This is a genomic window from Bradyrhizobium sp. ISRA436 (assembly GCF_029910015.1).
Classification (GTDB): Bacteria; Pseudomonadota; Alphaproteobacteria; order Rhizobiales; family Xanthobacteraceae; genus Bradyrhizobium.
The window spans coordinates 748,367-774,483 of sequence record NZ_CP094519.1 but is presented as its reverse complement, the minus strand read 5'-3'; the positions used below and the strand labels follow the sequence as shown (position 1 = coordinate 774,483).

At 65.8% G+C, this 26,117-nt stretch carries 20 protein-coding genes and 3 pseudogenes; 12 read left to right on the top strand and 11 right to left on the bottom strand.

All coding sequences use genetic code 11. The annotated features are described in order from the left end of the window. Positions 1-25 precede the first annotated feature (25 nt). Complete coding sequence (locus MTX23_RS03615; RefSeq protein WP_280975268.1) at positions 26-910, top strand: LysR family transcriptional regulator; 885 nt, start codon at positions 26-28, stop codon at positions 908-910. An 18-nt stretch (positions 911-928) separates the two neighbouring features. On the opposite strand, the gene MTX23_RS03610 is transcribed toward MTX23_RS03615, so the two are convergent. Beyond that, on the bottom strand, positions 929-1,729 hold the full coding sequence (locus tag MTX23_RS03610) for an enoyl-CoA hydratase-related protein (protein ID WP_280975267.1): 801 nt from the start codon (positions 1,727-1,729) through the stop codon (positions 929-931). Between the two features lie 168 nt (positions 1,730-1,897). Between MTX23_RS03610 and MTX23_RS03605 the strand changes: the two genes are divergently transcribed. Next, complete coding sequence (locus tag MTX23_RS03605) at positions 1,898-2,872, top strand: ketopantoate reductase family protein (protein ID WP_280975266.1); 975 nt, start codon at positions 1,898-1,900, stop codon at positions 2,870-2,872. 31 nt (positions 2,873-2,903) lie between these two features. Then, positions 2,904-3,683 carry an SDR family oxidoreductase gene (locus MTX23_RS03600; RefSeq protein ID WP_280975265.1) on the top strand — a complete coding sequence of 260 codons (780 nt, stop codon included), beginning with the start codon at positions 2,904-2,906 and terminating at the stop codon, positions 3,681-3,683. A 23-nt stretch (positions 3,684-3,706) separates the two neighbouring features. Here MTX23_RS03600 and MTX23_RS03595 read toward each other — a convergent pair whose 3' ends face one another. Beyond that, a complete protein-coding gene (locus MTX23_RS03595; protein WP_280975264.1) occupies positions 3,707-4,387 on the bottom strand; it encodes an alpha/beta family hydrolase in 681 nt (226 codons plus the stop codon). Between the two features lie 242 nt (positions 4,388-4,629). Between MTX23_RS03595 and MTX23_RS03590 the strand changes: the two genes are divergently transcribed. Continuing rightward, positions 4,630-6,465 (top strand): di-heme-cytochrome C peroxidase, encoded by a 1,836-nt coding sequence (locus tag MTX23_RS03590; RefSeq protein ID WP_280975263.1) that lies wholly within the window; start codon positions 4,630-4,632, stop codon positions 6,463-6,465. A gap of 263 nt (positions 6,466-6,728) precedes the next feature. Here the strand turns inward: MTX23_RS03590 and MTX23_RS03585 are convergent, their stop codons facing one another. Next, on the bottom strand, positions 6,729-8,273 hold the full coding sequence (locus tag MTX23_RS03585; protein ID WP_280975262.1) for an aspartate ammonia-lyase: 1,545 nt from the start codon (positions 8,271-8,273) through the stop codon (positions 6,729-6,731). An 809-nt stretch (positions 8,274-9,082) separates the two neighbouring features. On the opposite strand from MTX23_RS03585, the pseudogene MTX23_RS03580 reads away from it, so the two are divergent. The 3 genes and pseudogenes from MTX23_RS03580 to MTX23_RS03570 form a co-directional block, all read left to right on the top strand. Further along, a pseudogene (locus MTX23_RS03580) lies at positions 9,083-9,229 on the top strand (leucine zipper domain-containing protein); the annotation flags it as partial. A gap of 25 nt (positions 9,230-9,254) precedes the next feature. Then, positions 9,255-10,166, top strand: a pseudogene (locus tag MTX23_RS03575) (glycogen debranching enzyme GlgX); the annotation flags it as partial. 249 nt (positions 10,167-10,415) lie between these two features. Next, entirely contained in the window at positions 10,416-12,281 is a 1,866-nt protein-coding gene (locus MTX23_RS03570) for a sigma-54-dependent Fis family transcriptional regulator (RefSeq protein ID WP_280975261.1), read from the top strand. Between the two features lie 10 nt (positions 12,282-12,291). On the opposite strand, the gene MTX23_RS03565 is transcribed toward MTX23_RS03570, so the two are convergent. After that, positions 12,292-13,047 (bottom strand): SDR family oxidoreductase, encoded by a 756-nt coding sequence (locus MTX23_RS03565; RefSeq protein WP_280975260.1) that lies wholly within the window; start codon positions 13,045-13,047, stop codon positions 12,292-12,294. A 442-nt stretch (positions 13,048-13,489) separates the two neighbouring features. Here MTX23_RS03565 and MTX23_RS03560 point away from each other — a divergent pair, with 442 nt between their 5' ends. Beyond that, complete coding sequence (locus tag MTX23_RS03560) at positions 13,490-13,966, top strand: hypothetical protein (RefSeq protein WP_280975259.1); 477 nt, start codon at positions 13,490-13,492, stop codon at positions 13,964-13,966. Between the two features lie 393 nt (positions 13,967-14,359). Here the strand turns inward: MTX23_RS03560 and MTX23_RS03555 are convergent, their stop codons facing one another. The 3 genes from MTX23_RS03555 to MTX23_RS03545 form a co-directional block, all read right to left on the bottom strand. Continuing rightward, complete coding sequence (locus MTX23_RS03555) at positions 14,360-14,914, bottom strand: flavin reductase family protein (protein WP_280977967.1); 555 nt, start codon at positions 14,912-14,914, stop codon at positions 14,360-14,362. 83 nt (positions 14,915-14,997) lie between these two features. Beyond that, positions 14,998-16,098 (bottom strand): LLM class flavin-dependent oxidoreductase, encoded by a 1,101-nt coding sequence (locus tag MTX23_RS03550; RefSeq protein ID WP_280975258.1) that lies wholly within the window; start codon positions 16,096-16,098, stop codon positions 14,998-15,000. 434 nt (positions 16,099-16,532) lie between these two features. After that, positions 16,533-18,863: a mechanosensitive ion channel domain-containing protein gene (locus MTX23_RS03545; protein WP_280975257.1), complete on the bottom strand. Its 2,331-nt coding sequence runs from the start codon at positions 18,861-18,863 to the stop codon at positions 16,533-16,535. A 323-nt stretch (positions 18,864-19,186) separates the two neighbouring features. Here MTX23_RS03545 and MTX23_RS03540 point away from each other — a divergent pair, with 323 nt between their 5' ends. Continuing rightward, complete coding sequence (locus tag MTX23_RS03540; protein WP_280975256.1) at positions 19,187-20,914, top strand: ATP-dependent Clp protease adaptor ClpS; 1,728 nt, start codon at positions 19,187-19,189, stop codon at positions 20,912-20,914. 73 nt (positions 20,915-20,987) lie between these two features. Here the strand turns inward: MTX23_RS03540 and MTX23_RS03535 are convergent. Further along, a pseudogene (locus tag MTX23_RS03535) lies at positions 20,988-21,198 on the bottom strand (hypothetical protein); the annotation flags it as partial. 71 nt (positions 21,199-21,269) lie between these two features. Between MTX23_RS03535 and MTX23_RS03530 the strand changes: the two are divergent. Both MTX23_RS03530 and MTX23_RS03525 read left to right on the top strand, forming a co-directional pair. After that, the gene (locus tag MTX23_RS03530; RefSeq protein WP_280975255.1) at positions 21,270-21,734 is read left to right on the top strand and encodes an Rrf2 family transcriptional regulator; all 465 of its coding nucleotides are present in this window, start codon (positions 21,270-21,272) and stop codon (positions 21,732-21,734) included. Beyond that, positions 21,721-22,545, top strand: a complete 825-nt coding sequence (locus tag MTX23_RS03525) for a methyltransferase domain-containing protein (protein WP_280975254.1) — start codon at positions 21,721-21,723, stop codon at positions 22,543-22,545. The genes MTX23_RS03530 and MTX23_RS03525 overlap by 14 nt, the downstream gene beginning before the upstream one ends. A gap of 18 nt (positions 22,546-22,563) precedes the next feature. Here the strand turns inward: MTX23_RS03525 and MTX23_RS03520 are convergent, their stop codons facing one another. Then, positions 22,564-23,202, bottom strand: a complete 639-nt coding sequence (locus MTX23_RS03520) for a response regulator transcription factor (protein ID WP_280977966.1) — start codon at positions 23,200-23,202, stop codon at positions 22,564-22,566. A 20-nt stretch (positions 23,203-23,222) separates the two neighbouring features. Continuing rightward, on the bottom strand, positions 23,223-24,656 hold the full coding sequence (locus tag MTX23_RS03515) for a histidine kinase (protein ID WP_280975253.1): 1,434 nt from the start codon (positions 24,654-24,656) through the stop codon (positions 23,223-23,225). A 207-nt stretch (positions 24,657-24,863) separates the two neighbouring features. Here MTX23_RS03515 and MTX23_RS03510 point away from each other — a divergent pair, with 207 nt between their 5' ends. Next, positions 24,864-25,853, top strand: a complete 990-nt coding sequence (locus MTX23_RS03510; protein ID WP_280975252.1) for a DUF2380 domain-containing protein — start codon at positions 24,864-24,866, stop codon at positions 25,851-25,853. 64 nt (positions 25,854-25,917) lie between these two features. Here the strand turns inward: MTX23_RS03510 and MTX23_RS03505 are convergent, their stop codons facing one another. Beyond that, positions 25,918-26,103, bottom strand: a complete 186-nt coding sequence (locus MTX23_RS03505; protein ID WP_280975251.1) for a hypothetical protein — start codon at positions 26,101-26,103, stop codon at positions 25,918-25,920. Between the last annotated feature and the right edge of the window lie 14 nt (positions 26,104-26,117).

The following is a 26,117-nucleotide window of genomic DNA, read 5'->3' as shown; positions in this document are numbered from 1 at the left end:
CAGCTTTCTCGAATCGAGAAAGGTTATGGACACGCTGGTCAACCTGGAAGCCTTTCTCGCCACCGCCGACACCGGCGGCTTTTCCGCTGCCGCGCGAAAACTCAACGTCGCGACGTCGGTGGTCGCCAAGCGCGTCACCCAGCTCGAGGATCGGATCGGCACCGCGCTATTTCACCGCTCGACCCGCCAATTGCGGCTGACCGAGGCCGGGCAGCAATATGTCCACCGCGCCCGCGGCGTCGTTGCCGATGTCGGCGATCTCCTGTCGCGGATGGGCGAGAAGGATCGCGACCTCACCGATCATCTGCGCATCAAGGCGCCGACCTCGCTGACGGTGGCGCGGCTCGCCGATGCCTTCACCGCGTTCCAGACCCAGAACCCGAGCGTCAGGCTCGAGATCGTGATGATCGATCGCCCGGTCGATCCGGTGACGGAGGGATTCGACATCGCGATCGGCGCCTTCCCGCATTCTTTCGGCGGCGTCGTGGATGAGCCGCTGTGCCGCCTGCCGCGGCTGTTGTGCGCCTCGCCCGCATACCTTCGGAAGCATGGCACACCCAAACATCCGCGCGATCTGGTCGATCACCGCTGCCTCAGCTTCCTGCCGACCGGCCCGGAATGGCCGTTCGAGGGACCCCGCGGCCGCATCAACATCCAGGTGCGGCCCTATCTTTCTTCGAATGAGGGCCGCGTGCTGACGCAGAGCACGATCGCCGGCAACGGCATAGCGCTGCTCTCGCATTATCTCGTCGTGGATGCGTTGCGCGAGGGTACGTTGCAGCCGGTGCTTGCCGAGTTTCCGATTCCGGAACTGTGGGTAAAGGCCACCGTTCCGGAGCGCCGCATTGATGCGGCGGCGGTGCAGGCGCTGCTGAAGACATTGAAGACGTCGCTGTCGCAGTCGCTGTGATGCGATGGTGCCTTGCTCCTACGCCTTGCCGCCGCCCCAGCGGCCCGCGCGCTTCTCGGCAAAGGACGCAAGGCCTTCCGCTGCCTCTTCGGTTTGCCGCTTGGCCGAGTGCAGGCGGACGAGGCGCTTATAGCCTTCGTCGTCGACCGCCATGCCGCCGAACGAGCTCTCCATCGCCAGTTGCTTGGTCTCCGTCAGCGCGTCCGGCGCATTGGCCAGCAATTGCTCCACGAATCTGGCGCCCGCGCTCTCGAGCTCGGCGAGCGGCACCACCTCATGCACGAGGCCGATACGACGCGCATCTTCGGCGCCAAAGCGTTCGCCGGTCAGCGCGTAGCGGCGCACCTGCCGCACGCCGATGGCATCGCAGAGCTGCGGGATGATGATCGCCGCGGTCAGCCCCCAGCGTACCTCGGTGATCGAGAACAGCGCGTTGTCGGCCGCGACCACGATGTCGCAGGCTGCGATCACGCCGGTGCCGCCGCCGAAGCAGCCGCCCTGCACCAGGGCCACGGTCGGAACCGACAGCGTGTTGAGGCGCTGAACCGCTTCGAAGGTCGCGCGCGACGCCGCCTCGTTCTCTTCGAATGACTTCGGCCGCACGCCGTTGATCCATTTCAGGTCGGCGCCCGCCTGGAAATGCTTGCCGTTGCCCTTGAGCACGACCACACGCAACGGCTTGGTCGCGAGATCGTCGATCGCGGCGAGCACACCCTGAATCAGCGCGCCGTCATAGGCGTTGTTGACCTCCGGGCGATTCAGCGTGACGGTCGCGACCCCGCGTTCGTCGAGGCTCCACAGGACTGGGCTGGCGGACATGGATGTTGCTCCCTCATCGGCATCTCGTGACGCGCACACTATGGCTGACAGCACATGGGTTGATCCATCACTTTCCGGCGTGTCGGGCCGCGCTGCACGCATGACCGGTTGCGCGAGGCCGTACGCTTGTGGAAACTGGTGCGGCATCTTCGAGGGACCAGTTCCACAATGCGCATTTGCATTTTCGGCGCGGGCGCCGTCGGCAGCCATTTTGCGGTCCGGCTGGCACAGGCCGGACACGATGTGGCGTGCGTGATGCGCGGGCCGCACCTCGACGCGGTGAAGGCGCGCGGCCTGACGCTGAAGATCGGAGACACCGGCATCACCGCGCCGGTGAAGGCCTCCGCCGATCCGACCGATCTCGGGCCGCAGGATGTCGTCATCAGCACGCTGAAGGCCACCGGCGTCAGCGCGCTCGCAACCGGGCTCGCGCCGCTGCTCAAGGACGACACCGCAATCGTGTTCGCGCAGAACGGCATTCCCTGGTGGTACGATCTCGGCCTGCCAGCCGATCATCCGGCGATTCCCGATCTCGGCTTCCTCGATCCCGGCGGGCAGTTGCGCGCCACTGTGCCGAAGCAGCGGATCATCGGCGGCGTGATCTTCTCCTCCAACGAGGTGATCGCGCCCGGCGTCGTCGCGAACCTCTCGCCGGAGCGCAATCGCCTGCTGATCGGCGAGTGCGACGACCTCCAGAGCGACCGCATCACCCGGCTGCGCGGCGCACTGAGCGACGCGGCGATCGAATCGCCCGTGGTGAAGCAGATCCGCGAGACAATCTGGTCGAAGCTGCTCACCAACATGTCGCTGTCGGTGCTCTGCCTGCTGACCGGGCTGACCGCGCGCGCGGTCCGCGACGATCCGTCGATGCAGGATGTGATCCCACGCCTGCTCGACGAGGCCAATGCGGTGGCAACGCGCTTTATTCCCGAGGTCAAGCGCGTCACCCGTTCGGGTCCCGCGCCGGACCATAAGCCCTCGATCCTGCAGGACTACGAACTCGGCCGCGCCATGGAGATCGACGTGCTGGTCCGCGCGCCGGCGGCGTTTGCGCGCGCTGCCGGCCTCGCCACCCCGATGCTCGATCTGATGGCCGCGCTCGCGATCCAGAAGGCGCGTGACAAGGGGCTCTATCAGGGCTGACAATCTGGGATCACAAGCGGGACATCGAATCATGCAAGTCAGAGACAAGGTCTGCGTCGTCACCGGCGGCGCCAGCGGCATCGGCGAAGCGGTGGCACGGGCCTATGCCGAGGCCGGCGCACGCGGCGTCGTGGTCGCCGATCTCAAGACTTCGCGCGACCGGCTCGCCAGCGTCGCCGGCGATATCGACGGGCTCGCGGTGACTGCTGATGTCGGGCTGGAAGAGGACATCAAGGCGCTGGTCGCCGCCGCCGAAGACAAATACGGTCCAGTCGACGTGTTCTTCTCCAATGCCGGCCTGTCGCGCAAGGGCCAGGAGGCGGCCTCCGATGCGGACTGGGACGTCAGCTGGCGAGTGCATGTGATGAGCCATGTGTTTGCGGCACGCGCGCTGGCGCCCGGCATGCTGGCACGCGGCTCGGGCTATCTGCTCAACACGGCGTCGGCTGCGGGGCTGTTGGCATCGCTGAACTCGATGCCCTACGGCGTCACCAAGAACGCCGCGGTCGCGCTCGCCGAACATCTCGCCATCCAGTATGGCGACCGCGGCATCCGCGTCTCCGTGCTCTGTCCGCAGTCGGTGCAAACCGGCATGACGACGCCGGGCCCGAGCGCCGCGCGCGTCGATGGCGTGCTGCAGCCGGCCGAGGTCGCGCGCATGGTGATCGAAGCGATGGCGGAGGAGCGCTTCATGATCCTGTCGCATCCGCAGGTGCAGGAATACATGCAGCGCAAGGCCGCCAATCGCGACCGCTGGCTGGCCGGCATGCGTCGCCTGCGCGACCGGATCTATGGCGCAGCTCCAACCTGACCGGGCGCTGTCCTCCATCCGGGCTACGAATGCTCCTCGACCCACGCCGCGAATCCATCGAGCACCTCGGCCATCACCTCGCGATCGTTGCGGCCGGAGCGCTTGAGCACGTGGAAGGAGTGATCGGCCTCCTGCACCAGATGCTGCGTCGCGCGCGCCCCCAACTCCTTCACCACGGGCTCGAGCAGATCGAGCTCCGCCAGTGCATCGCGCGTGCCCTGCAGGAACAGCATCGGAATTTTCACGTCGGCCAGATGCTTGGCCCGCTCGTTCGACGGCTTGCCCGCGGCATGCAGGGGAAAGCCGAGGAACACCAGCCCGCGCACGCCTGAAAGCGGCGCCTTCGCCTGGGCCTGCGAGGTCATGCGTCCGCCGAACGATTTGCCGCCGGCGAACAGCGGCAGATCGCCGCAACGGCGCGCAGCCTCCGCCACCGCCGCTCGCACCGTGGCCTGGGCCACCGCGGGCGGATCCGGCCGCTTGCTGCCCTTCTCCATGTAGGGAAACTGATAGCGCAGCGTCGCGATGCCGCGCTCGGCAAGGCCGGTTGCAATCGTCTCCATCGACGGATGTGTCATGCCGGCGCCCGCGCCGTGGGCGAACGCATAAGCCGCGCGCGCCTGCGGCGGCCGCAACAGCAGCGCGGATACCACGTTGCCGTCAGAGACTGCGATGGTGAGCTGTTGCGCGCCGGCGCCGTTCACGCGTTGCCTCCAGACAAATTGATCCATCGTTTCTAGCTTTCCGCGGCGATGTGCGCAAATGCCGCCGCATCCTGCCGGCGAAAGTGAACTGGAGCACAGCCGATCAACATTTCCGTTGTTAGACCGAGCGCAGCGACTATAGGATGGCGCATTGATTGACACACGCCAGACGCGAACCTGTTTTCGGCGAATTTTAATATCTGATGAATATCACGCGGTGACCGCGAACTGGGGGACGGGGCATGCCTCGCAAGACGATCGTTATCATCGGCCTGTTGATTGTCGCCGGCGTGTTCTACTTCAAGGACGATATCGAAACGGTGGTGAGCGGCTTCCGCGTGAGGGCCGTCGACTATCAGCCGCCGGCAAAGACCGTGTGGCTGGACCAGAATGTCAGCACCGAGCGGCTGCGCTGGTTCTACCACGCCGATCAGGGGACCCGGACCTTCCTCATTCCCCATGAATGGTTCATGGCGCTGGAGCAGCCGACAGTCTGGCCGCTGTTCACCGCCGCGTCCCGCCTCAGCGACACCGACTATCTCGGCCGCTTCGGCTTCATTCCGGATACGGTGATTCCAGGCAAGCCCGATCCGCTGCCGATCGGCTTTGCACAAGGTGGCCCGATGCTGGATGCGAACGGCGCGCCGTGGCGCAATCCGCACAGCAAGGCCAACATGACCGGGATCGGGCTGACCTGCGCGGCCTGCCACACCGGCAGCTTCACCTATCGCGGCACCGAGGTCGTGGTCGACGGCGGGCCGGCCAACACCAACCTGTTCGAATTCCAGAAGAGCGTCGGACTGTCGCTGCTGTTGACACGCTTCTGGCCGGGCCGCTTCTCCCGCTTTGCCGACGAGATTCTCGGCAAGGACGCAAGCGTCGACGAACGCATGGCGCTGCGCGGCCAGCTCGACCTGGTGCTGAAGCAATACGCCGAGATCAACGCGCTGGAGAACAAGGTCGCCGCCAACAGCGTCGAGGAAGGCTATGCGCGGCTCGACGCGCTGAACCGGATCGGCAACCAGGTGTTCGCACTCGACCTGAAGAACCCGAACAACTATGCCTCGCATTCCGCGCCGGTGCATTTCCCGCGGATCTGGAACGCGCCGTGGTTCAGCTGGGTGCAGTATGACGGCTCGATCATGCAGCCGATGGTGCGCAATGCCGGCGAGGCGCTCGGCGTCAGCGCCGACCTCAATTTGCTGGACGAGTACAAGGGCCTGTTCAAGTCGAGCGCACGGATCGACGTGCTACACGAAATGGAGCGGATGATCGCCGGCGACCCGCCGAGCGAGGACAAGGGCTTTGGCGGCCTGGTGTCGCCGAAATGGCCGGAGAACGTCCTGCCGCCGATCAACATGGACCTCGCGAAGAAGGGTGCCGAGCTTTACAAGACGCATTGTCAGGAGTGCCATCGTCCGGCAATCGACAGCAAGGCGCTGCCCGCGAGCGAAGCCTATGCGCTGTTCAAGAACAAGGCGTGGTGGACCAAGAACGACGCCGGCCAGCCGCTGCTCGATGTCGAGCTGGTGCCGATCAGCCACATCGGCACCGACCCCGCCCAGGCCGAGGGCCTTGCCAACCGCACGGTCGAGACGCCGGCCAATCTGAAGATCAAGGACGGCGCGTTCGGTCCGGCGCTGGGCGAGCTGGTCGAGAAGACGGTTGGTTACTGGTACGCCCAGAACAAGACCCCGCCCGAGGATCAGCAGCGCATCAACGGCTACCGGCCGAACAAGATCCAGGCGCCGCTTGCCTACAAGGTCCGTCCCCTCAACGGCATCTGGGCAACGCCGCCCTATTTGCACAACGGCTCGGTGCCGACGATCTACGCGCTGCTGTCGCCGGTGAAGGATCGGCCGAAGACGTTCTATCTCGGCAGCCGGGAATATGACGCCAAGGACCTCGGCTATGTCTGGAAGGACAAGATCAGGAACGGCTTCCTGCTCGACACCTCCAAGCGCGGCAACTCCAATGCCGGGCACGAATTCTCCAACGAGAAGCGCCCGGGCGTGATCGGGCCGGAGCTGAAGGAAGACGAGCGGCGCGCGCTGATCGAGTTCATCAAGACGCTGTAGGCCGCGAAGGGACTGCACCCCCTCTCCCGCTTGCGGGGGAGGGTCGGGGTGGGGGGTGTCTCCGTGGTGGGAGTACCAGCGAGGAGAGAGCCCCTACCCGCATCACATCTATCGATGCGATGCGGCCTAAGAGCGAGCTTCGCTCGTCTCGACCCCGCAAGCGGGAGAGGCGAACCGACCTCGCGGGCCCAACTCGTCACATGTTCTGCGTCCAGCACGGTTAGCGAGTTGGCGATCTACCTCCGCTAGGATGGGCCACCCCCTCAACTCTTCGGCGCCGGCCCCTGCCTGCGCGCGGGACGCGTCATTGCCTCGAGCTCGAGCAGCTGGTTGAGCTGCGCTTCCGTCAACAGCTTCTCCTCCAGCACGATGTCGGCGACCGAGCGGTTCTCCTTCAGCGCACGGCGCGCGACGCGCGAGCTTGCTTCATAGCCCAGCGTCGGCGCCAGCGCCGTGATCACGCCGATCGAGCCCTGCACCAGGCTGCGGCAACGCTCGCGGTCGGCCTCGATGCCTTCGACGCAGCGCTTGGTCAGCGTGTCGATCGCGGCGGTCAGCATCCGCAGCGAGCTCAGCACGCAATAGCCGATGGTCGGCTCGAAGGCGTTGAGCTGGAGCTGGCCGCCCTCGGCACACATCGTCACGGTCAGGTCATGCCCGATCACGAGGAAGGCGACCTGGTTGACCACCTCGGGAATGACCGGGTTGACCTTGGCGGGCATGATCGAGGAGCCGGCCTGCACCGCCGGCAAGCGGATCTCGCCGATGCCGGTGCGCGGCCCCGACGACAACAGCCGCAGATCGTTGCAGATCTTCGACAGCTTAACCGCGACGCGCTTGAGCACGCCGGAGAACAGCACGAAGGCGCCGAGATCCGACGTCGCCTCGATCAGGTTGGAGGCAAGCACCATCGGCTGGCCCGACAGCCGCGACAGCTCCTCGACCGCGAGCGCGGCGTAGCGCGGATCGGCGTTGATGCCGGTGCCGATCGCGGTCGCGCCGAGATTGACTTCCCGGAACAGGCTGACGATCTCGTTCAGCCGCGCGACATCCTCCTTCACGGTGACGTGGAAGGCGTCGAACTCCTGGCCGAGCGTCATCGGCACGGCATCCTGGAGCTGGGTGCGGCCCATCTTCAGGACATCGGCGAACTCCACCGCCTTACCCTTGAGCGCATAGGCGAGATCACCGAGCGCGCGCACCAGCGGCTGGGTCGCGAAGATCACCGCGAGCCGCAACGCGGTTGGATAGGCGTCATTGGTCGACTGCGCCATGTTGACGTCGTCGTTCGGATGCAGCGCGTGATAGTCGCCGGGCTTGCGGCCCATCAGCCGCAGCGCCACATTGGCGATCACCTCGTTGGCATTCATGTTGGTCGAGGTGCCCGCGCCGCCCTGGATCGCATCGACGACGAAGGATTCTGCATAGACCTTGTCGGTTGCGATCTGCGTGCAGGCCGCCTCGATCGCCTCGGCCTTCTCTGCCGAGAGATAGCCGAGCCTCTTGTTGGCGCGCGCGGCCGCCTGCTTTACCAGCGCCAGCGCGCGAACGAATTCCGGGAAGTGGCCGACCGGAACGCCGGTGATCGGAAAATTCATCACCGCGCGCTTGGTATGAATGCCCCACAGCGCGTTGGCCGGCACGTCGTCCTCGCCGAGCAGGTCGTGCTCGGTGCGCGACTGCGCCTTCGCTTTATCGATCGGCACGGTGCGGACGGTCGCGACCGCGAGTTCGCTGCGGCCGCCGCTCTCGCCTTGTGGCGACGCAGCGCCTGCCGTGTTGGCGGTCTCAACCTTCGATTCGGTCATTGCTCCCTCCGTGCAGCTTGAAGCTCTATCGTTGCCGACGCCGAACATGATGCGCCCGGCGCTGGTCGAAAGCCAATGCCAATCGGCAAAATCTTGCATCAGGTGGTCGATCACGAAGCGAGGATCGCGGTGAAATCAGCCCCCGGTTTCCGCAATCGGAATATTGTCTTATTCGTCTTGATAACAACAACTTATCGTCCCTGCCGTCGGCACGCTTGGCATGGCAGTGCCGCGGCTTTCGCCCCAACCTCGGCACGTGCCAGATCAGCGATCGACCGACGCGAGGCTGCTCCGAAGCGCGACAAACAGAGGCGCGCTGCGGCCTCTCGGATCAATCACTGCGGCCTCTGGAATACTGGATCGCCCGCTTTCGCGGGCGATGACAGTCGTGGAGATATGGCTTTGCGTTCTCGCGGCGCGTTGCGTCCGAGCTTTGCACTTCGTTCCGCCTCTCTTGAACAGAGGGCGCAGGGAAAGCCGGGTGCCGATCGCACCCATGGATCCCGTGCAAATGGAAAGCTCGGGAGGTAGGACCACAGGTGAAACCGGAGCGATCCCGGCTTTCCCTGCGCGATGGGTTACGGCTTATACGTGCTCGCCCCGGCGAGACTGGGCTTTGTTTTCACCGTCACCAGTGAGAGCTCTTGCCCCTTACTGATGAGACACCTGCTACTAGGTGTGAGCTTTCAGGAGGTTGTCCATCTGGTCTGAACCGAGGAAGCTGAGGTGGCGACGCTTCAGGGTTCCCCGGGGAGACCAGATGAACATCCACAAGAAATGCGCCTCTGACGCCGAAAGGTCGAGCGGCGATGGTGCGGAGCGTGATCGAGGGCGGCCTGACGAAGGCCGCCGCCGCGCTGCAATTCAATGTCACGGCGAAGACGGTCGCCAAATGGGTCAAGCGCTTCCGCGCAGAAGGCGTCGATGGTTTGCAGGACCGTTCCTCACGGCCGCATTCCTTGCCAAGCCAAACCCCGGCGGGCCGAGTGGAACGACAAATTCCGCAACACGGTGCGCGACTTCTGGCGCGCCGAGGCGTCACCCGCCGCGCTGGCGCCGCGCCTGCTCGGCTCGCACGACGTATTCAACCGCGAGGGGCGCCGCACCTGGGCCAGCATCAACTTCATCACCGCCCATGACGGCTTCACGCTGAACGACTGGGCGAGCTACAACAACAAGCACAACGAGGCCAACGGCGAGAACAACAACGACGGCTCGTCCGACAACCACTCCTGGAATTGCGGCGCCGAAGGCCCGACCGACAATCCCGACATCATCGCTCTGCGCGAACGGCAGAAGCGCAACATGCTGGCGACATTGCTGGCCGCGCAGGGCACGCCGATGCTGCTCGGCGGCGACGAATTCGGCCGCACCCAGCGCGGCAACAACAACGCCTATTGCCAGGACAACGACATCTCCTGGTTCGACTGGAACGTCACCGGCGACCGCGAGAAGCAGCTCACCTTCACAAAACGCATGATCAAGCTCAGGCGCGACTACCCGATCCTGCGCCGCAGCCGCTTCCTCAGCGGCGACCGCGACGCCCAGCTCGACGTGCGCGACGTCGTCTGGATCGACGCCTCGGGCGCGGAGATGACGCAATCCGACTGGACCACCGGCTGGATCAAGTGCTTCGGCGTAGTGCTGGACGGACGCGCGCGCAAGACCGCCATTTCGCGCCAGGGCGAGGACGACACCGTTCTGATGGTGTTCAACAGCTACGAGGGCGAGGTCGATTTCAGGCTGCCGCAGACATCAGCCGGCCCGCATTGGTCGCTGCTATTGGACACCAACGCGCCCGAGGGAGCGCCCAGCGCCCGGTTCGAATTCGGCAGCACCTGCAAGGTCGTGGGCCGTTCGTTCCTGCTGTTCACCGCCAGCGAGGTAAAATAGAACAACCGCGCACCGTCACTCTTGTCATTCCGGGGCGGCGCGTTGCACCGAACCCGGAATCCATCTCGCGACCAAACCTGCGGTCCGAGGGATTCCGGGTTCGCGCCAATCGGCGCGCCCCGGAATGACGGCAAAAGCCACGCCCGCCTTCCGCTTGATCCACCCAATGCCTCCCCCACCACGCCCGCCAATTGACATTCGCGGGCCGGCTGCCAGACTTCGGCAAAAATACAGGGTGGAGACCTCTGGATGGCCAATCTCGCGGCCTCAAATCATGTCGCCCGTGTTTTGTCGACGGCCAATCAGATGGCCGGCGTCGACACTGAATCGCGGATTGCCACGTCCTGGCGGCGCTGCCTGGTCAATCACAAGCTCGATCCCGCCCGCCGCGGCCCGCCGCAGACGCTGACCGAAGCCGAGATCCGGCACATCGCCGAACCGATGGAGGACCTGATCCAGGTCGCGATTCCGGAACTGGAAGACCTCGCGCGCGTGCTGCGCGACTCCGGCTACTGCGTCAATCTCGCCGATCCCAACGCCACGATGCTGGTGAGCCGCCTGCCGGAGGGCGACTACGCGCGGATGTTCCTGGAATGGAAGATCTACACCGGCTCAAACTTCGCCGAGACCTTCGAAGGCACCAACGGGCTTGGCACCGCGCTCGCCGAGCAGCAGCCGATCCTCGTGCACGGCGACGAGCATTTCCGCGAGCAGTGGCACATGTTCACCTGCGCGGTGTCGCCATTGTTCGACCCGAGCGGGCAGCTCGCCGGCGCCGTCAACATCACCTCATGCCGCAGCGATCTCGGCCGCGGCGCGCATGAGCTGGCGCTCGCCGTGACCACCGATGCGACGCGGCGGATCGAGCGCGCGTTCTTCCGCCGGCGCTACCGCGCCTCCTGGATCGCGACGCTCCCCGGCGACGGGCACGGGATGCTCGCCTATGACGACGACCGCCGCGTCGTCGGCGCCTGCCGCCATGCGCGCGCGGCGTTCGGATTGACCGATGCGATGATATCGGACGGTATCGACCTGTCGCATCTGATCCAGCTCGACGACCGGGCAATGCGAGCCCCGGAGCAAGCCGTCGCGCTGCGCCGCGCCGACGGCACGCCGTGGGGACATGGCCGCGTGGCGCCGCCGGTGCGCACGCGGTCACCGCGCCCGACGCCGGCGCCATCGCGCAACACATCGGGAGGACAGTTCAGCGGCCTGTACCGGCTGGCGGGGCGCGATCCCGTGCTGCTCAAGGGCGTGAAGCGGCTGATGACGGTCGGCAATCTCGATCTGCCGATCCTGCTGCATGGCGAGACCGGCGCCGGCAAGGACGTGTTCGCGCGCGCCATCCATGCGGCGAGCAATCGGGCCCGCAACAATTATGTCGCGCTGAACTGCGCGGCGATGCCGGAAAGCCTGATCGACGCCGAGCTGTTCGGCTACGAGGCCGGCGCCTTCACCGGCGCGCGGCGCGAGGGATCGAAGGGGCTGATCGTGCAGGCAAGCGGCGGCACGCTGTTCCTCGACGAGATCGGCGACATGCCGTTGGCATTGCAGACGCGGCTGTTGCGCGTGCTCGAGAATCGCGAGGTCTGGCCGCTCGGCGCGCTCAAGCCGGTGCCGGTCGACATCCGCCTGATCAGCGCCACGCATCGCGACCTCGCGAAGATGGCGGAGGACGGCAGCTTCCGCTCCGACCTCTATTACCGGCTGCGCGGCATGGAGGTCCGGCTGCCCGCCTTGCGCGAGCGCGCCGACAGGCAGGAGGTGATCGCGCAGATAGCGGCTGAGGAAGCGCCGAACTGCCGCATCTCGCCGCCCGCCTGGGCACGGCTGATCTCCTATCCCTTCCCCGGCAACATGCGCCAGCTCCGCCACGTGCTGCGGCTCGCCGGCTGCACCGCAGAGGATGGCGTCATCGCCGAGGCCGATCTCGATCTGCCGCCGATGGGCGGCGGCAGCGCGGAGCAGGATCACGCCGCGACCGAGCGCGCGACGATCGCCGAAGCGCTACGCGCAAGTGGCGGGCGCGTGACCGAAGCCGCGAAAGCGTTGAAGCTGAGCCGCGCGACGCTGTACCGAAAGATCAAGGCGTTGAAGATCGGGCTGGACGGCTGAGGTCGCCTGTTCAGGCTCCCGCCCGTGAGCGGCGCAGCCACTCGTTCAGATCGATGCGGCCGAGGCGCGCCTCGCCCAAGGGCACGAGCGAATGCTCCTCGACCCGGCCGCCCCAGTAGAGGGCCTCAGGGTCTCTCACCACCTCGCGCGGGTCCCCGGTTGCCTTCAGGTAGCGGGCGATGATTTCGTTGAACGGCGCTCGCTCTGGACCTGCGATCTCGACGATGCCGTTGCGCGGCGGCTCGAGCGCCACATCGGCAACGAAGGCGGAAACGTCTTCCGCTGCGATCGGCTGGAACAGGCCGGGTGAGAGCCTGACTGTGTTTCCATCCGCACCCGCGGCGGCGATGGCCCCGAGGAATTCCATGAACTGGGTCGCGCGGATGATGGTGTAGGGAATACCGGAAGCCACGATCAGTTTCTCCTGCGCCACTTTGGCGCGGAAGTAGCCATTGTCGGGCGTCCGGTCGGTCCCGACGATCGAAAGCGCGACATGGTGCCCGACACCGGCCGCCGACTCCGCGGCAAGCAGGTTGCGGCCGGAGGTCTCGAAGAACGTCATCACCGCCTTGTCCTCAAAGGAGGGCGAATTGGCCAGGTCGATCACGACAGTCGCGCCGGCCATGGCTTCCTTGAGCCCCTCGCCGGTGATGGCGTTGATGCCGTTCTTCGGAGAAGCAGCGACGACCTCGTGGCCGCGCTGACGCAGAATGGCCACGGTCTTCGAGCCGATCAGTCCGGTACCGCCGATCACAACGATCTTCATGGATGATCCTCCTTGTCGGTGACGAGGTGTCTTAAGACGCTCTTGCCGCTTTCAGGATTTGTCGGTGGCAATCGTCATGGGAACGCCGATCCGCGGAAGCCTCGATGATTGCCGCGCGCGGGCCGACCACGGCAGCGGGAAGAAGGATTGGTGAGCTCACGCGCTCTCATCAATCCCTCGCACGCAATCACACTATAGCATGCTACGGGCGGGCACGCATTTGCACGCCCCGTTGGCTCCTCCGGGGCTACGCTTGCTGAACCTTTTCCCATCGCGTAGACTGATAGGTGCATCCCGGCCAATATGCTGGGGTACCGAAAGCTTCAGCCGCTGCCGGGATATCACCGCGGGCTCTCTTTCGTGCTGCAACGCAAATGCTGGGCATGACGTACAGCCCGCTGTGCACTCCTTGAGTTGATTTCAGCAAACGCAGGAGGAGTCTATGCGGAATTTTATCACCATTTTTGTTTCCAGCGTGGCATTCGTCGCTGCGGCGTCAACTGCCGTAGCAGGTGAGAAGGTGCTCGAGTTCAAGCTCGTCACCAAGCCGATGGACGTCAAGGTCATCGAGGCGGCAAACGTCGAGGGGCAGACGATCGTTTCCGGCAAGTTCTTCGGTGTCGCCGTCTTCAAGGATGGCCGTATCGGGGTGAAAGAGTTCGTCCATTCAGGAGACATGCTCAAGGGCTCGGGCCCATTTTTCGGCTACAGCACCTACACGTTCGAGGATGGCTCGATCACGGCGCGTTACACCGGCGCGGTCAAAGACGGAAAATCGCATGGCGAATATACGATCCTTTCGGGCACGGGCGCCTATGCGAACGCGACGGGCACGGGAACGATCGACAGCGCGCCGAACCCGTTCAAAGGGGTCAACCTCCTGAACATCAAACTGGACGTGAAAACGCCGGGGTCATAGCAGCGTAGCGTCGGCGGCCTTCAGCAAGGAAATTGACGCCTCACATGGGCGTTGGCCCGGCTGACCGCCACGTTGCCGCGCCGAGCCAACGCCATCAAAAGCGGTATGAAGCGATCCAAGCCTGTCGGCCAGCGGCGGGCGCGTGACCGAGGCGGCGAAGGCGTTGAAGCTGAGCCGTTGCGATGCTGTATCGGAAGATCAAGCGTTGAAGATCGGGCCTGAATGGCTAGCTGATCGCGTTGCGACTGCTTCCGTCACGGCCGGGCTCGTCCCGGCCATCCACGTCTTTGCGCTCCAGGACGCAAAGGCGTGGATGCCCGGCACGAGGTCGGGCATGACGAATGGAGAAATTGTTATTGCGCGACCCAATCGATCGCCGATTCCGTCAAGCGATCAGGAAAACTCGTTCCAGCTCACACGCCGTGCGTCGATGTCGCCGAGCGTGACTGGATCGCGGATGTCGCGCACGCTGTGGAAGCCGCTGCGCAGATAGACCAGCGGATCGACCGCGGTCGCGGCGCGCACATGCTTGACCTCCCCGATGAAGACCGAATGGGTCTTGGTCTCGAGCTCTTGCGTCAGCACGCAATCGAAGGCGGCCACCGCATCTTCCAGCACCGGGGCACCCGTCGCGCCGGTGGCCCAGCGCCCAAACGCAAAACGGTCGTCGCCGTTCACGCCCTTCTGGCCGCTGAAGGTCAGCGCCAACAGCGCGTGCTCCTCGTTCAGGAAGTTGACGACGAAATGGCGCTCCTCGCGGATGCGCTCATGCGCGCTGGCATTGCGGTTCACGCAGACCAGGACCGACGGCGGATTGTCCGAGAGCGAGCAGGCCGAGGTCACGGTCAGGCCGGTCCGTCGTCCGGGCTCGCTGCCGACCGTCACCAGCGCGACGGCACCGGCGCAATGGCGCATGGCCTGCTTGAAACTCTGTGCGTCGACCGTCATGCCGCGAACCCCGATATCGAAAATACGTCGCATCAAGATATGCGACACAGGGTGCGAGGCAAGCCCCGCACCCTGCGCACCAGTCATGCAGCCTTCTCGAACTCGGCGCCGAGATGCTTCAGCCGCGGCATCACCTCGTTCTTGAGCAGATCGAGCGAGTGCCGCCAGGCTTCCGGCTTGTGCTTGTAGTCGAAGCCGAACACCAAGAGCACGCCGAAGCCGCCGACCTCCCGGTAGATCTTCTCGATCTTCTCGGTGACGGTCGCGGGCGAGCCAACGATCCAATTCCGGCGCGCGCAATATTCGACGGTGACGTCGCTGTCGGGCACGTCGGGGGCATGCTTGAGGTAGTCCTTGAAACCGAAGTGGCCGAGCAGCGGCAGGAAGTACTCGCTCATCATCCGGCCCATCATGTCGCCGACCGAGAGCTTCCAGGCCTCCTCGTCGGTATCGGCGACGAACACCTCGCGCACCATCCGCCAGTCCTTGCGGCTCGGCTTGCGGCCGGTCTTGGCCGCGCCGGCCTCCACCGACTCCCAATGGCTGCCGACATAGGCGGGGTTGAGGTTGAGGCTCATCGGAATGAAGCCGCGTTCGCCGGCGAGCTTCAGCGTGTCGGAATTCTTCGACAGGCCGGCAACCCCGATCGGCGGATGCGGCGCCTGCACCGGCTTGATGTGCGGTTTGAGGAAGTCGAACATCGTGTCCGGCTTGGTGACCGTCCAGTACTTGCCCTTGTGGGTCCACGGCGCCGGGTCGGTCCACATCTTCAGGATGATCTCGAGCGCCTCGCGGGTCATGTCGCGGTTCTGCCCGCTCATGCCGTCGACGTTGAACATCGCCCAGTCGCTCGGCAGGCCGCTCGCCGCGACGCCGAAATTGAGCCGCCCGTTCGAGAGATGATCGAGCACCGCGACGCGGTTCGCTAGCTCCGCCGGGTGATGGTACGGCAGCAGGAAGCCGCCGGGCCCGATGCGGATGTTCTTCGTCTGCAGCAGCGCCTGCGCGATCAACAGATCCGGCGACGGATGCGGCTCCCAGGGTGCGGTGTGATGCTCGCCGATCCAAGCCTCCTGATAGCCGAGCTCATCGAGCCAGCGCAGGGTCTGCAAATCCCAGTCGTGGCCCTCCTTCAATCCGCACTCCGGCGGATGCGAGGGCATGGTGAAATATCCAAGCTCCATGGCGTGTTCCTTCTCGCTAGAATTCAGTCATGCAATGCGTCTTGCCGCGCATTCGAACGGCGAGATGAGCAAGCGCCGTGCCAGCGCGGGAATCGCTGATTATGAGAAGGAAGGCCCGGTTTTCGGCCGGCTGCGGCCGGTGCACGGGCCGAACAAAAGCGCGGAACGTCTCACAGTCGCGAGACGATGTCGCAGATATGAGACGCATACCGCGCTGTGCAATCGCGGAAGAACTGCACCCCCCTCTCCCCTTCTTACGGGGTCGAGACGAGCGAAGCTCGCTCTTAGAGGGTTGAGGTGAGGGGCTGCCTCCGCATACTCATTGATAAAGACACTCGCGGAGACTCCCCCTCACCCGGAACGCATCTAGCCCCGCAAGCGGGGCGAGGTGAAGCAGAGCCCGCGGTTTGATCCGGTCGAAAAACCCGTCCGTTCTAGCCCGCGGCGCGGCGCGGCTTTGCGTTGGCGTCGGGCTCGGACGGCGCCGGAATCTGCATCAGGATGGTCTGGCCGAGCGAGGCGATCTCGATCCCCTCCTCCTGGAAGCGCCGTTTCATGCGGCGGTTGAACTCACGCTGCACCGGCCAGCGACCGCCATCGGTGCAACGGATCTGGCCAACGATCGTCACGACGGAGCCGTCGACCTTGTCGACGCCCCACAATTCGAGATCGCCGCGGATCAGGGCACGGTACGTCGTCTCGCGGCGCATCTCCGCGACGATGTCCTTCAGGATCTCGCCGGCGCGATCGGTATCTTCCTTGAAAGCGACGTTGACGCTGACCGAGGCATTGCCGGCGCCGCGGCTGGCATTGGTGATGGTCGTCACCGCGCTGAACGGCACGACATGCACCGAGCCGTCGCCGGCGCGCAGCCGCATGGTGCGGATCGACACGTTCTCGACCACGCCGGAAAGCCCCGACACGGTCACGGTGTCGCCGACCTGCACGGTGTTCTCCAGCAGCAGGAACAGCCCGGTGATGAGGTCCTGCACCAGCTTCTGCGAGCCGAAGCCGATCGCGATGCCGACGATGCCGGCGCCGGCCAACAATGGCGCGACATTGACGCCGATCTCGCTCAGCGCGGTCAGCCCGACCACCGCGACGATCACGCACAGCAGCGCGGTGCGCAGCATCGGCTGGAAGGTGCGCAGCCGCGCCGCCCGGGCAAAGTGTCCCTCGCGCGACAGCGTGTTGATCTGCCGGTCCATCAGCGCATTGGCGACCTCCCAGATCACGGCGGCGGCCAGCGCGGCGATGCCGATCGTCACCAGCGCCGAGATCAGGCGGCTGCCGATCTGGCCGCCATAGAACCAGACGATGGCATCGACGCCCCAGACCTCGAGCAATGCCACGAAGCCGATGAAGGCGATCACCGCCGAGACGATCTTGCGCAGCAGCGGCAGATAGCGGTTGGCGCGCACCTCCAGCCCCGGGAAGCGCTGCAGCAGATCCGGACTGATGCGGAAACCGCGATCGATCAGGCTCAGCACCACCATGGTGATGAGGCGCGTCACCAGCAGCACCGCGATGGTGCCGACGAAATATTGCAGCAGCAGCGAATAGCCATTGCGGATGTTGAGCGCCCATACCGCCCACAGCGCGAGATCGAGCGCGATCGCCAGCACATGCCAGAGCCCGGCGACGCGGTTGCGGACCCGCGCCGCAAGCCCGACGCGGTCGGCCGGCGGGCGGATCGCATCCGCCACCTGCCGGCGGCACTGCAGGATGATCACGACGACGAAGAGATGCACGACCAGCATCACGAGCCGCAGCAGCGCGGCATAGCCGGCGCGATGCAGGCCGAGCAGCAGCGCGACATTGGCAAAGCAGACGCCGGAGACGCCGACGGCGACGATGCGCCGCGCCCAGATCTCGATGTAGGCCGCGGTCTCGGCGCGGATGCGGAACAGACCGAACGGTCCCGCCAGCGCCCGCACCGCGCAGATCAGCGCGCGCGAGAACGCGTAGGCGTTGACGACGGCGAGGATCACCAGCCGCGTGGTCGACTGGTCGCCGATCTCGGTGCCGAGCAGCGCAGTGGCGACGCCGACGAACACGACCGCCGGCAGCAATTCGAGCAAGAGGCGCCCGAGCACGAAGGGCAGCCGGACCACCGATTGCCAGGCCCGCGCCAGGGTAAGCCGGCGGCGCTGCAGCTCGGGCTCAGGCGCAACGTCGGCGACCGACGACGGCGGATCGGCGGCCGCGAGCGCCTGCGGCACGCGCGCCGTCTGCGGCAGCCGCGATTCCAGAAACGCCACCGGCCGCTTGATCAGGCGGAACACCACCCATTCGACGGCCAGCGCGCAGCCGAGCACCAGCGCAAGCTTCCAGGCGATGTCGATCAGGAGGCCATAGGCCGCCGGATCGTTGGCGGTGCGCACGAACCAGTAATAGAACGCCGGGAAATGCGTCAGCGTCCGCGCAACGTCGGCGACCTCGCGCGACATGTCGGTGACCTGCTCCGACACCATCAGCAGGAGCTGCGCGCCGAGGCTGTCGGCGGTGAGTGGAATCGGGGAGTGCTCTTCCGGTGCGGGTTGCGCCGCCTGGGGCGAGGCATTGGCGATCGCGCGCAGCGTGTTGATGATCTCGCCGCGCTTCCTGTCGTCCTGCAGCGTTTCGAGCGCGCGCTTCGCCTGCTCCGGCGTCAGCGTATCGCCGGTATTGGCTTGCGGCGCCGGCTTGGCGCCGGGCTGCGCGAGGGCAGGAGAAACGAACAGGGCGAGGACGAGAAGGATCGCAAAACGAAGTTTGTGCGACACGAGAGCCTCTTAAAATAAATTGCGCGACAGCAAATCCCTGGGATGGAATCTGCCCCCGCGCTCGCGTCATGCCGGTTTACTCCTTTTCGCCCCGGTGATGTGTCGGAAGTTTGCCGGCGCGGCGGCGATCTCTTGGCATTTGCCGCAACACAATCGTCACAAGCGTTGAGCCGCGTTTACGCATGCAGGATGCGTTGTGGGCAAGCCGGCTGAGTGGCTCACCACACGCCAGGGCTGAGGCAGGACAATCTTTCGCTTGACGCGCTGGGTCCTCTATGATGTTCTTATTTTGTTCCTTTTGCTTCAGTTGTTTGGGGGGTCTCATGCACGATGTCTTTGCCGACGATGGTCCGGTACAGCTCTTCATTCACGACGACGACGAGACGCCGCTGGAATTCGTGCAGGACCTGTTGCGCACGGTGTTCGGCAAATCTCAGCAAGATGCGATCGCCTCCGCAGCCTTGATCGAGGCCAACGGCGCAATTCCGTGCGGCCCCTATCCCGCACCGGTCGCGCGTGCACTGCTCACGAGCGCGAAGTGGTTGATCCGCTCCAAGGGCCAACCGTTGCTCATCACCACCGAATCCGCCGACGCCAGCCGTCCCTGCGATCTCTGCGAAGCACCGAGGGCGGTTAAAGAGATATTTCTGTCGGGCACGACGGCCTCCCTGTGCAGTGACTGCCTGCTCGCCGCACGCCGCAGCTCGGAGGAATTGCCGAGCGACGAGTTCAGATATGCCTTCGCCGCGCTCGAATGGCATTTCGCCGGAATACCGCGCAACCAGATCCTGACGCGGTCGCGGCGGTTTCCGGGTCATATGCGCGCCGACGTTCAGATCGCGATCGACAGGCTGTTCACCACGCCGCTCCACTTCTTCGGCATCCACGAAGCATCTCGCTACGAGACCATCGAGTTCGCAGCGCTGATGAAGGACAGCCGTGATGCGCCGGCAATCGCGCCGCCGCAATATCACGACGTCGATGTCGGCGAGGCCGAGCCGGTGAAGTGCCTCGTCAATGGATTGTGGCTGTGCCGAACCGGAGAGCTGCGCTACGCCGTGCTGCTCAGCTTCCATCGCGAGTACGGCTACGAGCCGACCCTGCGCATCGAACTCGCGGTGCCCGCCGGCGCCGCCGGCAATGCCCTCGTGCAACGGACCCTTGCCGAGCTGGAAGCGGCCGTGCATGCCGCGCGCTCCTATCGCGGCAAGATCCTCTCGCTCGACGGCGACGCCGACTACCGCGGACGTTCACGCGGCGTCACCGTGCATCGCCTGCCAGTGGTCGATCGCGACGCCGTGATCCTGCCGGAGCGGACGCTGCGACTGCTTGAGCGCAATGTGCTCGATTTCGTCGGAAGCCGGGAGCTGCTGCGCGAGCTTGGCCAGTCGACCCGCAAGGGCATTCTGCTCTACGGTCCGCCCGGCACCGGCAAGACGCATACCATCCGCTATCTCGCCACCAACCTGCCGGGTCACACGACGCTGATCATCACCGCCGAGCAGGTCGGCCTGCTCGGCGCCTATATGAGCCTTGCGCGCCTGCTGCAGCCGACCATGGTCGTGATCGAGGACGTCGATTTGATCGCGCGCAGCCGTGAGGAGATGGGCGGGCCTTGCGAGGAATCGCTGCTCAACAAGCTGCTCAACGAGATGGACGGCCTGAAGGAGGATTGCGACATCCTGTTCGTGCTGACCACCAACCGGCCGGAAGAACTCGAAAGCGCGCTGGCCGGCCGGCCCGGCCGCATCGATCAGGCGATCGAGGTGCCGCTGCCCGACGAGATCGGACGCGGCAAGCTGGTCCGGCTCTACGGCAAGGGCCTGCCGCTCGACCAGGGGGTCATCGACGACGCCGTGCGACGCACCGAAGGCGTCAGCGCCGCCTTCATCAAGGAACTGATGCGCCGCCTCGCCCAGGCCAGCATCGCCCGCGACGGCGGCCAGAACGTTACGCCAGCCGACATCGAGGGAGCGCTGAACGAGATGCTGTTCGACGGCGGCCACCTCAACGTGAAATTGCTCGGCGGCGCGCAGAAGATGAGTGCATAGCGGTAGCGGCGCAGCGCGTTCTCGGCACGAGTGTCTCGCGGACGCTGCGCGGCAGGAATGCACTGATAGCCGATCAATCCCGCAGCGCCGGCGGCAGCGGCAGCTCGCGCTCGCCGGCGGCGACGCGCGCAAGCTCGGCGGAGGTTCGCGCCACCACGCTCTCCCAGGCCCGCGGCTGGTCCTGACGGAACAGCCGCATGGTCGGAATACCAGGGCGTGTCCGCGCGGTCGCGCAGCCAGCGCCAATCGAGCGCATAGGGGCACAACAGCCAGACCGGACGGCCGAATCTCCGCGCGAGAACGATATCGGCGCCCGCCCTTGACACATGGGCCATCATGTAACATGTAATGTTACATGATCCGCGATAGCCGTTTATCGAGCGTGCTGCACGGCCTCCTCCACATGATCGGGGCGGCCGAACCGGTGACGTCGGACCAGCTTGCCCAGGCGATGGCGACCAATCCGGTCGTCGTCCGCCGCGTCATGGCCGGGCTTCGCGAGCAAAGCCTTGTCCGCTCCGAGAAAGGTCATGGCGGCGGCTGGACGATGGCGCGCGATCCATCCGACATCACGCTCGCGGACATCTATCGCGCGGTCGGCGCGCCGACGATCATCGCCATGGGCCATCGCTCGGAAAAGCCCGGCTGCCTGGTCGAGCAGGCCGTCAACGATGCGCTTGGGGATACGTTTCGCGAGGTCGAAGGGATCTTCCTGACACGGCTCGGTGCCGTCACGCTCGACGCGCTCGCCAAGGATTTCAAGCGCCGACTGGCCAATCACAAGCAGACACTCGAGGATCAGGTTCATGCAGCACGGTGAGCAGATCGGTCATCTGCCGTTCAGCGACCCCACACGTTGGGACAAGATGGCCACCACCTACGAAGCGCAGTCGCAGCCATTCACCGCGCACTTTGCCGAAGCGGCGGTGGCGACGCTCGCGATCGGCCCGTCGTCGAAGGTGCTCGACGTCGCGACCGGCACCGGCGTCGCGGCGCTGGCCGCCGCCCGCACCGGGGCGCAGGTCACCGCGATCGACTTTTCCGCCGGCATGATCGAGCGGGTTCGCGTCCATGGCGTCGCGAATATCGAGGCGCGGCAGATGGACGGCCAGGCGCTCGACCTGCCGGACGCCGCGTTCGATGCCGTAACATCGGTGTTCGGCGTGATGCTGTTTGTGGACTGGCGCGCCGGATTGCGCGAGATGGCGCGGGTGACGCGGCCGGGCGGATCGGCGGCCATCGCGGTCTGGAAGAGCCCGGACGGCGCCGCGGTGCATCTCATGGTGTCGCGGATCATCCGGACGCTCTATCCGGACCTGGCCGGCCAATCGCCGGCGACCGGGCTGGCCGAACTGGCCGATCCCGGCCGCCTTGCCGCGGCCGTCATCGCCGCCGGTTTCTCCGATCCGACGATCACGGAAGTCAGCCACGATTTCAGCCTCAATGTCGGAGATTATCAGGGGGCCGACCGCCTGTTCGAGTTCGGGCCGCAATGGCAAGCGCTGAACGAGGCACAGCGTGCGGCGGTCGCGCGCGAATTCAGGGTGCAGGTCGAGCGCGGACGCGTCGGCGATATCTTCCTGATCCCGTCAACGGCGCTGATCGCAACGGCGCGGCGGCAGCCGTCGTAACCGTCGGCGAACGCAGGATCAGGCCTCTCCCCAATCGCGTTGCGAAAGAATCCCCTGCCGCAGCGCGAGCCGGACCAGTTCGATGTCGGAGCCGACCCCGAGCTTGGTCTTGATCAGATAGTGGAGATTGGCGACCGTCTTGGGGCTGATATGGAGCATATCGGCGATTTCGTCGCCGGTCCGCTCGGCGAGCAGCATGCGCAGCACCTCGAACTCCCTTGGCGACAGCACGTCGGCAGCGACGACTTCACCGGCAAGCCGGCTCAGCGCCAACTCGTGGTCGATATCCGGACTGATGGCGATCCGTCCGATCAGCACATCCAGGGCGGCCTGCACCAGCGTCTCGGGTGGACTGGTCTTGGTGACATAGCCGCGCGCACCGGCACGAATCGCCTGCACGGCGAAGGCCGCATTCTGGTGCATGGTGAAAACCAGGATCCGGGCATGGCGATCCCACTGCCGGATGCGCCTGATCGCTTCGATGCCGCCGATCCCGGGCATCGCGAGATCCATGATGACGAGGTCGGGCTTGATCTCCTTGAACAGCCGGTACGCCTCGGCGCCGTCGGCGGCCTCCGCGACGACCCGCAATCCCGGTTGCTTCTGCAGCACGGCGCGATAGCCCTCGCGGACGACGGCGTGGTCGTCGACCAGCATGACCGTCGCGACCGTGTCCTTCACGCCGCATGCTCCGTGACCACATTGCCGACGACAGGCCGATCCGTCGTCACCACGGCCGGGATCACGGCGCGCAGGACGGAGCCGCCGCCCTGCCGCGCGGCGAAGTTGAGCCAGCCGCCGAGCGCGGCCACGCGCTCGCGCATGCCAAGCAGACCCAGGCCGGATCCGGCCGGACGATCGCACGATTGACCGTCATCCTCCACGATCAGCTCGATATCGCCACGCATGCCGGCGCCGGAGTCCCCCTGCGGATTGCGCACCGCGATCGCGAGGCTGATCCGGCTTGCGCCCGCATGCTTGGCCGCATTGGTGATCGCCTCCTGCGCGATGCGATAGAGGTTGGCCGCCAACTCGGCCGGCAAGGCATCGCAGATCCCGGACAGGCTGATCTCGAACCGGGTCTGCCCGCGGCTGCGGCTGTTCCATCCGGCGATCAGGCCTTCCAGACTTGCGGTGAGGCCGAGCTGCTCGACATCGGGCGGCCGCAACCGGAACAGCGCGCCGCGCAATCGCTCCATCATGTCCGCCGCTGTCCGCGCGATGCCGTCGCATTCGGGCTGAATGGCCGGGCAGTGCTGCGCCGCGCTCTGCCGGGCCGATGCCGCGAGCGCCCGGATCGCCGCCAGCGACTGCCCGAATTCGTCGTGAAGCTCGCGCGCAAGATGCAGGCGCTCGTCATCCTGCAGGGCGATCAAGCGCCGGGTCAGTTCGTTGCGTTCGGCGAGCGCGGTGCCGAGGCGTTCGGCGAGATGGTTGAAGACGTCGCGAATGGCAGAGAGTTCGGCGAGATCGAACGGCGGCAGGCGAGCCGCAAGGTCGCCTGTCGCGATCCGTTCCAGGCCGTTGCGGATCAAGCCCGTGGGGCGAAGCGCGCGCGCCAGCGCCATATAGACGAGCGCGCCGAGCAGCGGCAGCGCCAGCGCCAGCGCGGCCATCACGCGGCCCGGGCCCTGCCAGGCCTCCGACGCAAGCGTCGCCGGATCGACCGAGACCACCACGTCACCGACGCTGCTGCCGCGCGAGACAACCGGGCGAACCGTTTCGCGCCCGGGATCGAACAGCTTGCGATAGAACATGGCGAAAGCATATGGCGCGGCGGCCGCCTCGCCCCGCGGCCCGCCGCAGACACGCTGCACCATCGCGCCGTTCCGGTCGCGATAGGCGATGCACAGGCCCGGCGTCATCACCGATCCCGCGACCTCCTGAAGGTCGGGAAAGCTCGAACGCGGCTGATTGATCCATTGCACCTTGTTCTGCTGCAGCTCGAGGGTCCGCGCCGTGATCGAGGCGATCATGTCCAGCCTGGCATGCACCGATCGATCGCCGTCGACCAGGAAGAAGGCCGATATCGCGGCAAAGCAGAACGCCGACGCGGCGATCACCCGCAACGTCAGGCGGAGTTTCAGATCGCTTCTCGGAAACATCTGCATCGGCGGCCGTCCTTGCTCGGCTGACCCTGAGGCATCTCCGCGCCAATCTAGCGGCCGAACCGGCTCGACGGGAAGCGCCGAGGCCCCGGCTCGGCAACGTCGTGAAAATTTCCCGGCCCCGCGCGTGACGAGGTCGGCTTCGACGGGCCGTCCGCTCTGGCTAGGCTCGCTCGACCATTCACCCCCCACCACGACAGGTTCGCTGCCATGCCCCGCTCCCGCTCCGTGTTGCAAACAGTCGTTCTCGCCGGACTTATGCTCGGCTTCGGCCACACCTGCCCCAGCGCGCTTGCGGCGCAGCGGGTCGGCGTGGAAGTCCAGGATTTCGGCTATCTCGACACCTCGGGCGAACCGACCGACCAGAGCGCCTCGCACCAGGAGCGCCTGCAGGCGTTCACGGCGGCGCTCAGGCGCGATGTCACCGCCGACCCACTCTACCGCCTCGTCCCCTCCTCCTGCGGTTCGACCTGCGAGGCCAGTGCGCCGCCGACCGCCGAACGGCTGCACGCGGCCTCGCAAGGTGGCGCCAACGTCCTGATCATCGGCCTCGTCCAGAAAATGAGCACGCTGGTGCAGTGGGCGCGGGTGCGCGCCATTGATCTCGACAAGAACCGGGTTCTGTTCGAGAAACTCTACAGCTTCCGCGGCGACAATGACGAGGCGTGGCGACGGGCCGAGGCGTTCGTCGCGCGCGAAATCCGCGAAGCGCTGGCAACGCCGCAGCCGGCGGCGGCACCCGCGCCTATCAAGCTCGCATTGTTCAATTTCGAGCTCGAGGATACCAGCGCAGCCGGCCAGGAAACGTCGAACGATGGCGCCGAACTCGTCAACACGACCGACGCCGTCAGGCACATGCTGCTGCAGTCCGGGCGTTATGCGCTGGTGCCTGTCAGCGGCACGGAGACGGACGCCGCGAAGCCGCGCGCGATCCGCGACTGCGGCGGATGCGACGTGGAGATCGCCCGGAAACTCGGCGCCGACCAGTCGCTGATCGGCGTGATCACGCGGATCAGCCGCACCGAATATCTCGTACGGTTTCAGCTGCACGACGCCGCCACCGGCAACGTCATCGCAGCCGGCGACAGCGGACTGCGGATGGGCGCCAACTATTCATGGAGCCGCGGCGCGACCCGCCTGATCCGCGACAAGCTGCTGGAGCCTGGACAAGCAACTCAGCCGACGCCGGCCTCGCGCTGAGCACTGCGGCGTGGGGTGCAGCCGCCGTCGCCGGCTGCACCCGGCACGCCGTCGTCGCATTCAGTCACAGACGCGAACACGCCTTGCTGTCGTCGGGATTCTTTTCGTCACCCTCCGTCGGCGGCTGCAGACCAGGGCTGTTGGCCCAGCTGTCGAGCTCCTCGATGATCCGCTGGTGGCTCGGCCGCTGCGGCGCCGGCGCGCCCGGTTCCTGCGAGAGTTTCCGGGGCAACTTGACCTGTTCTGGCATGATAATCCTCCAGA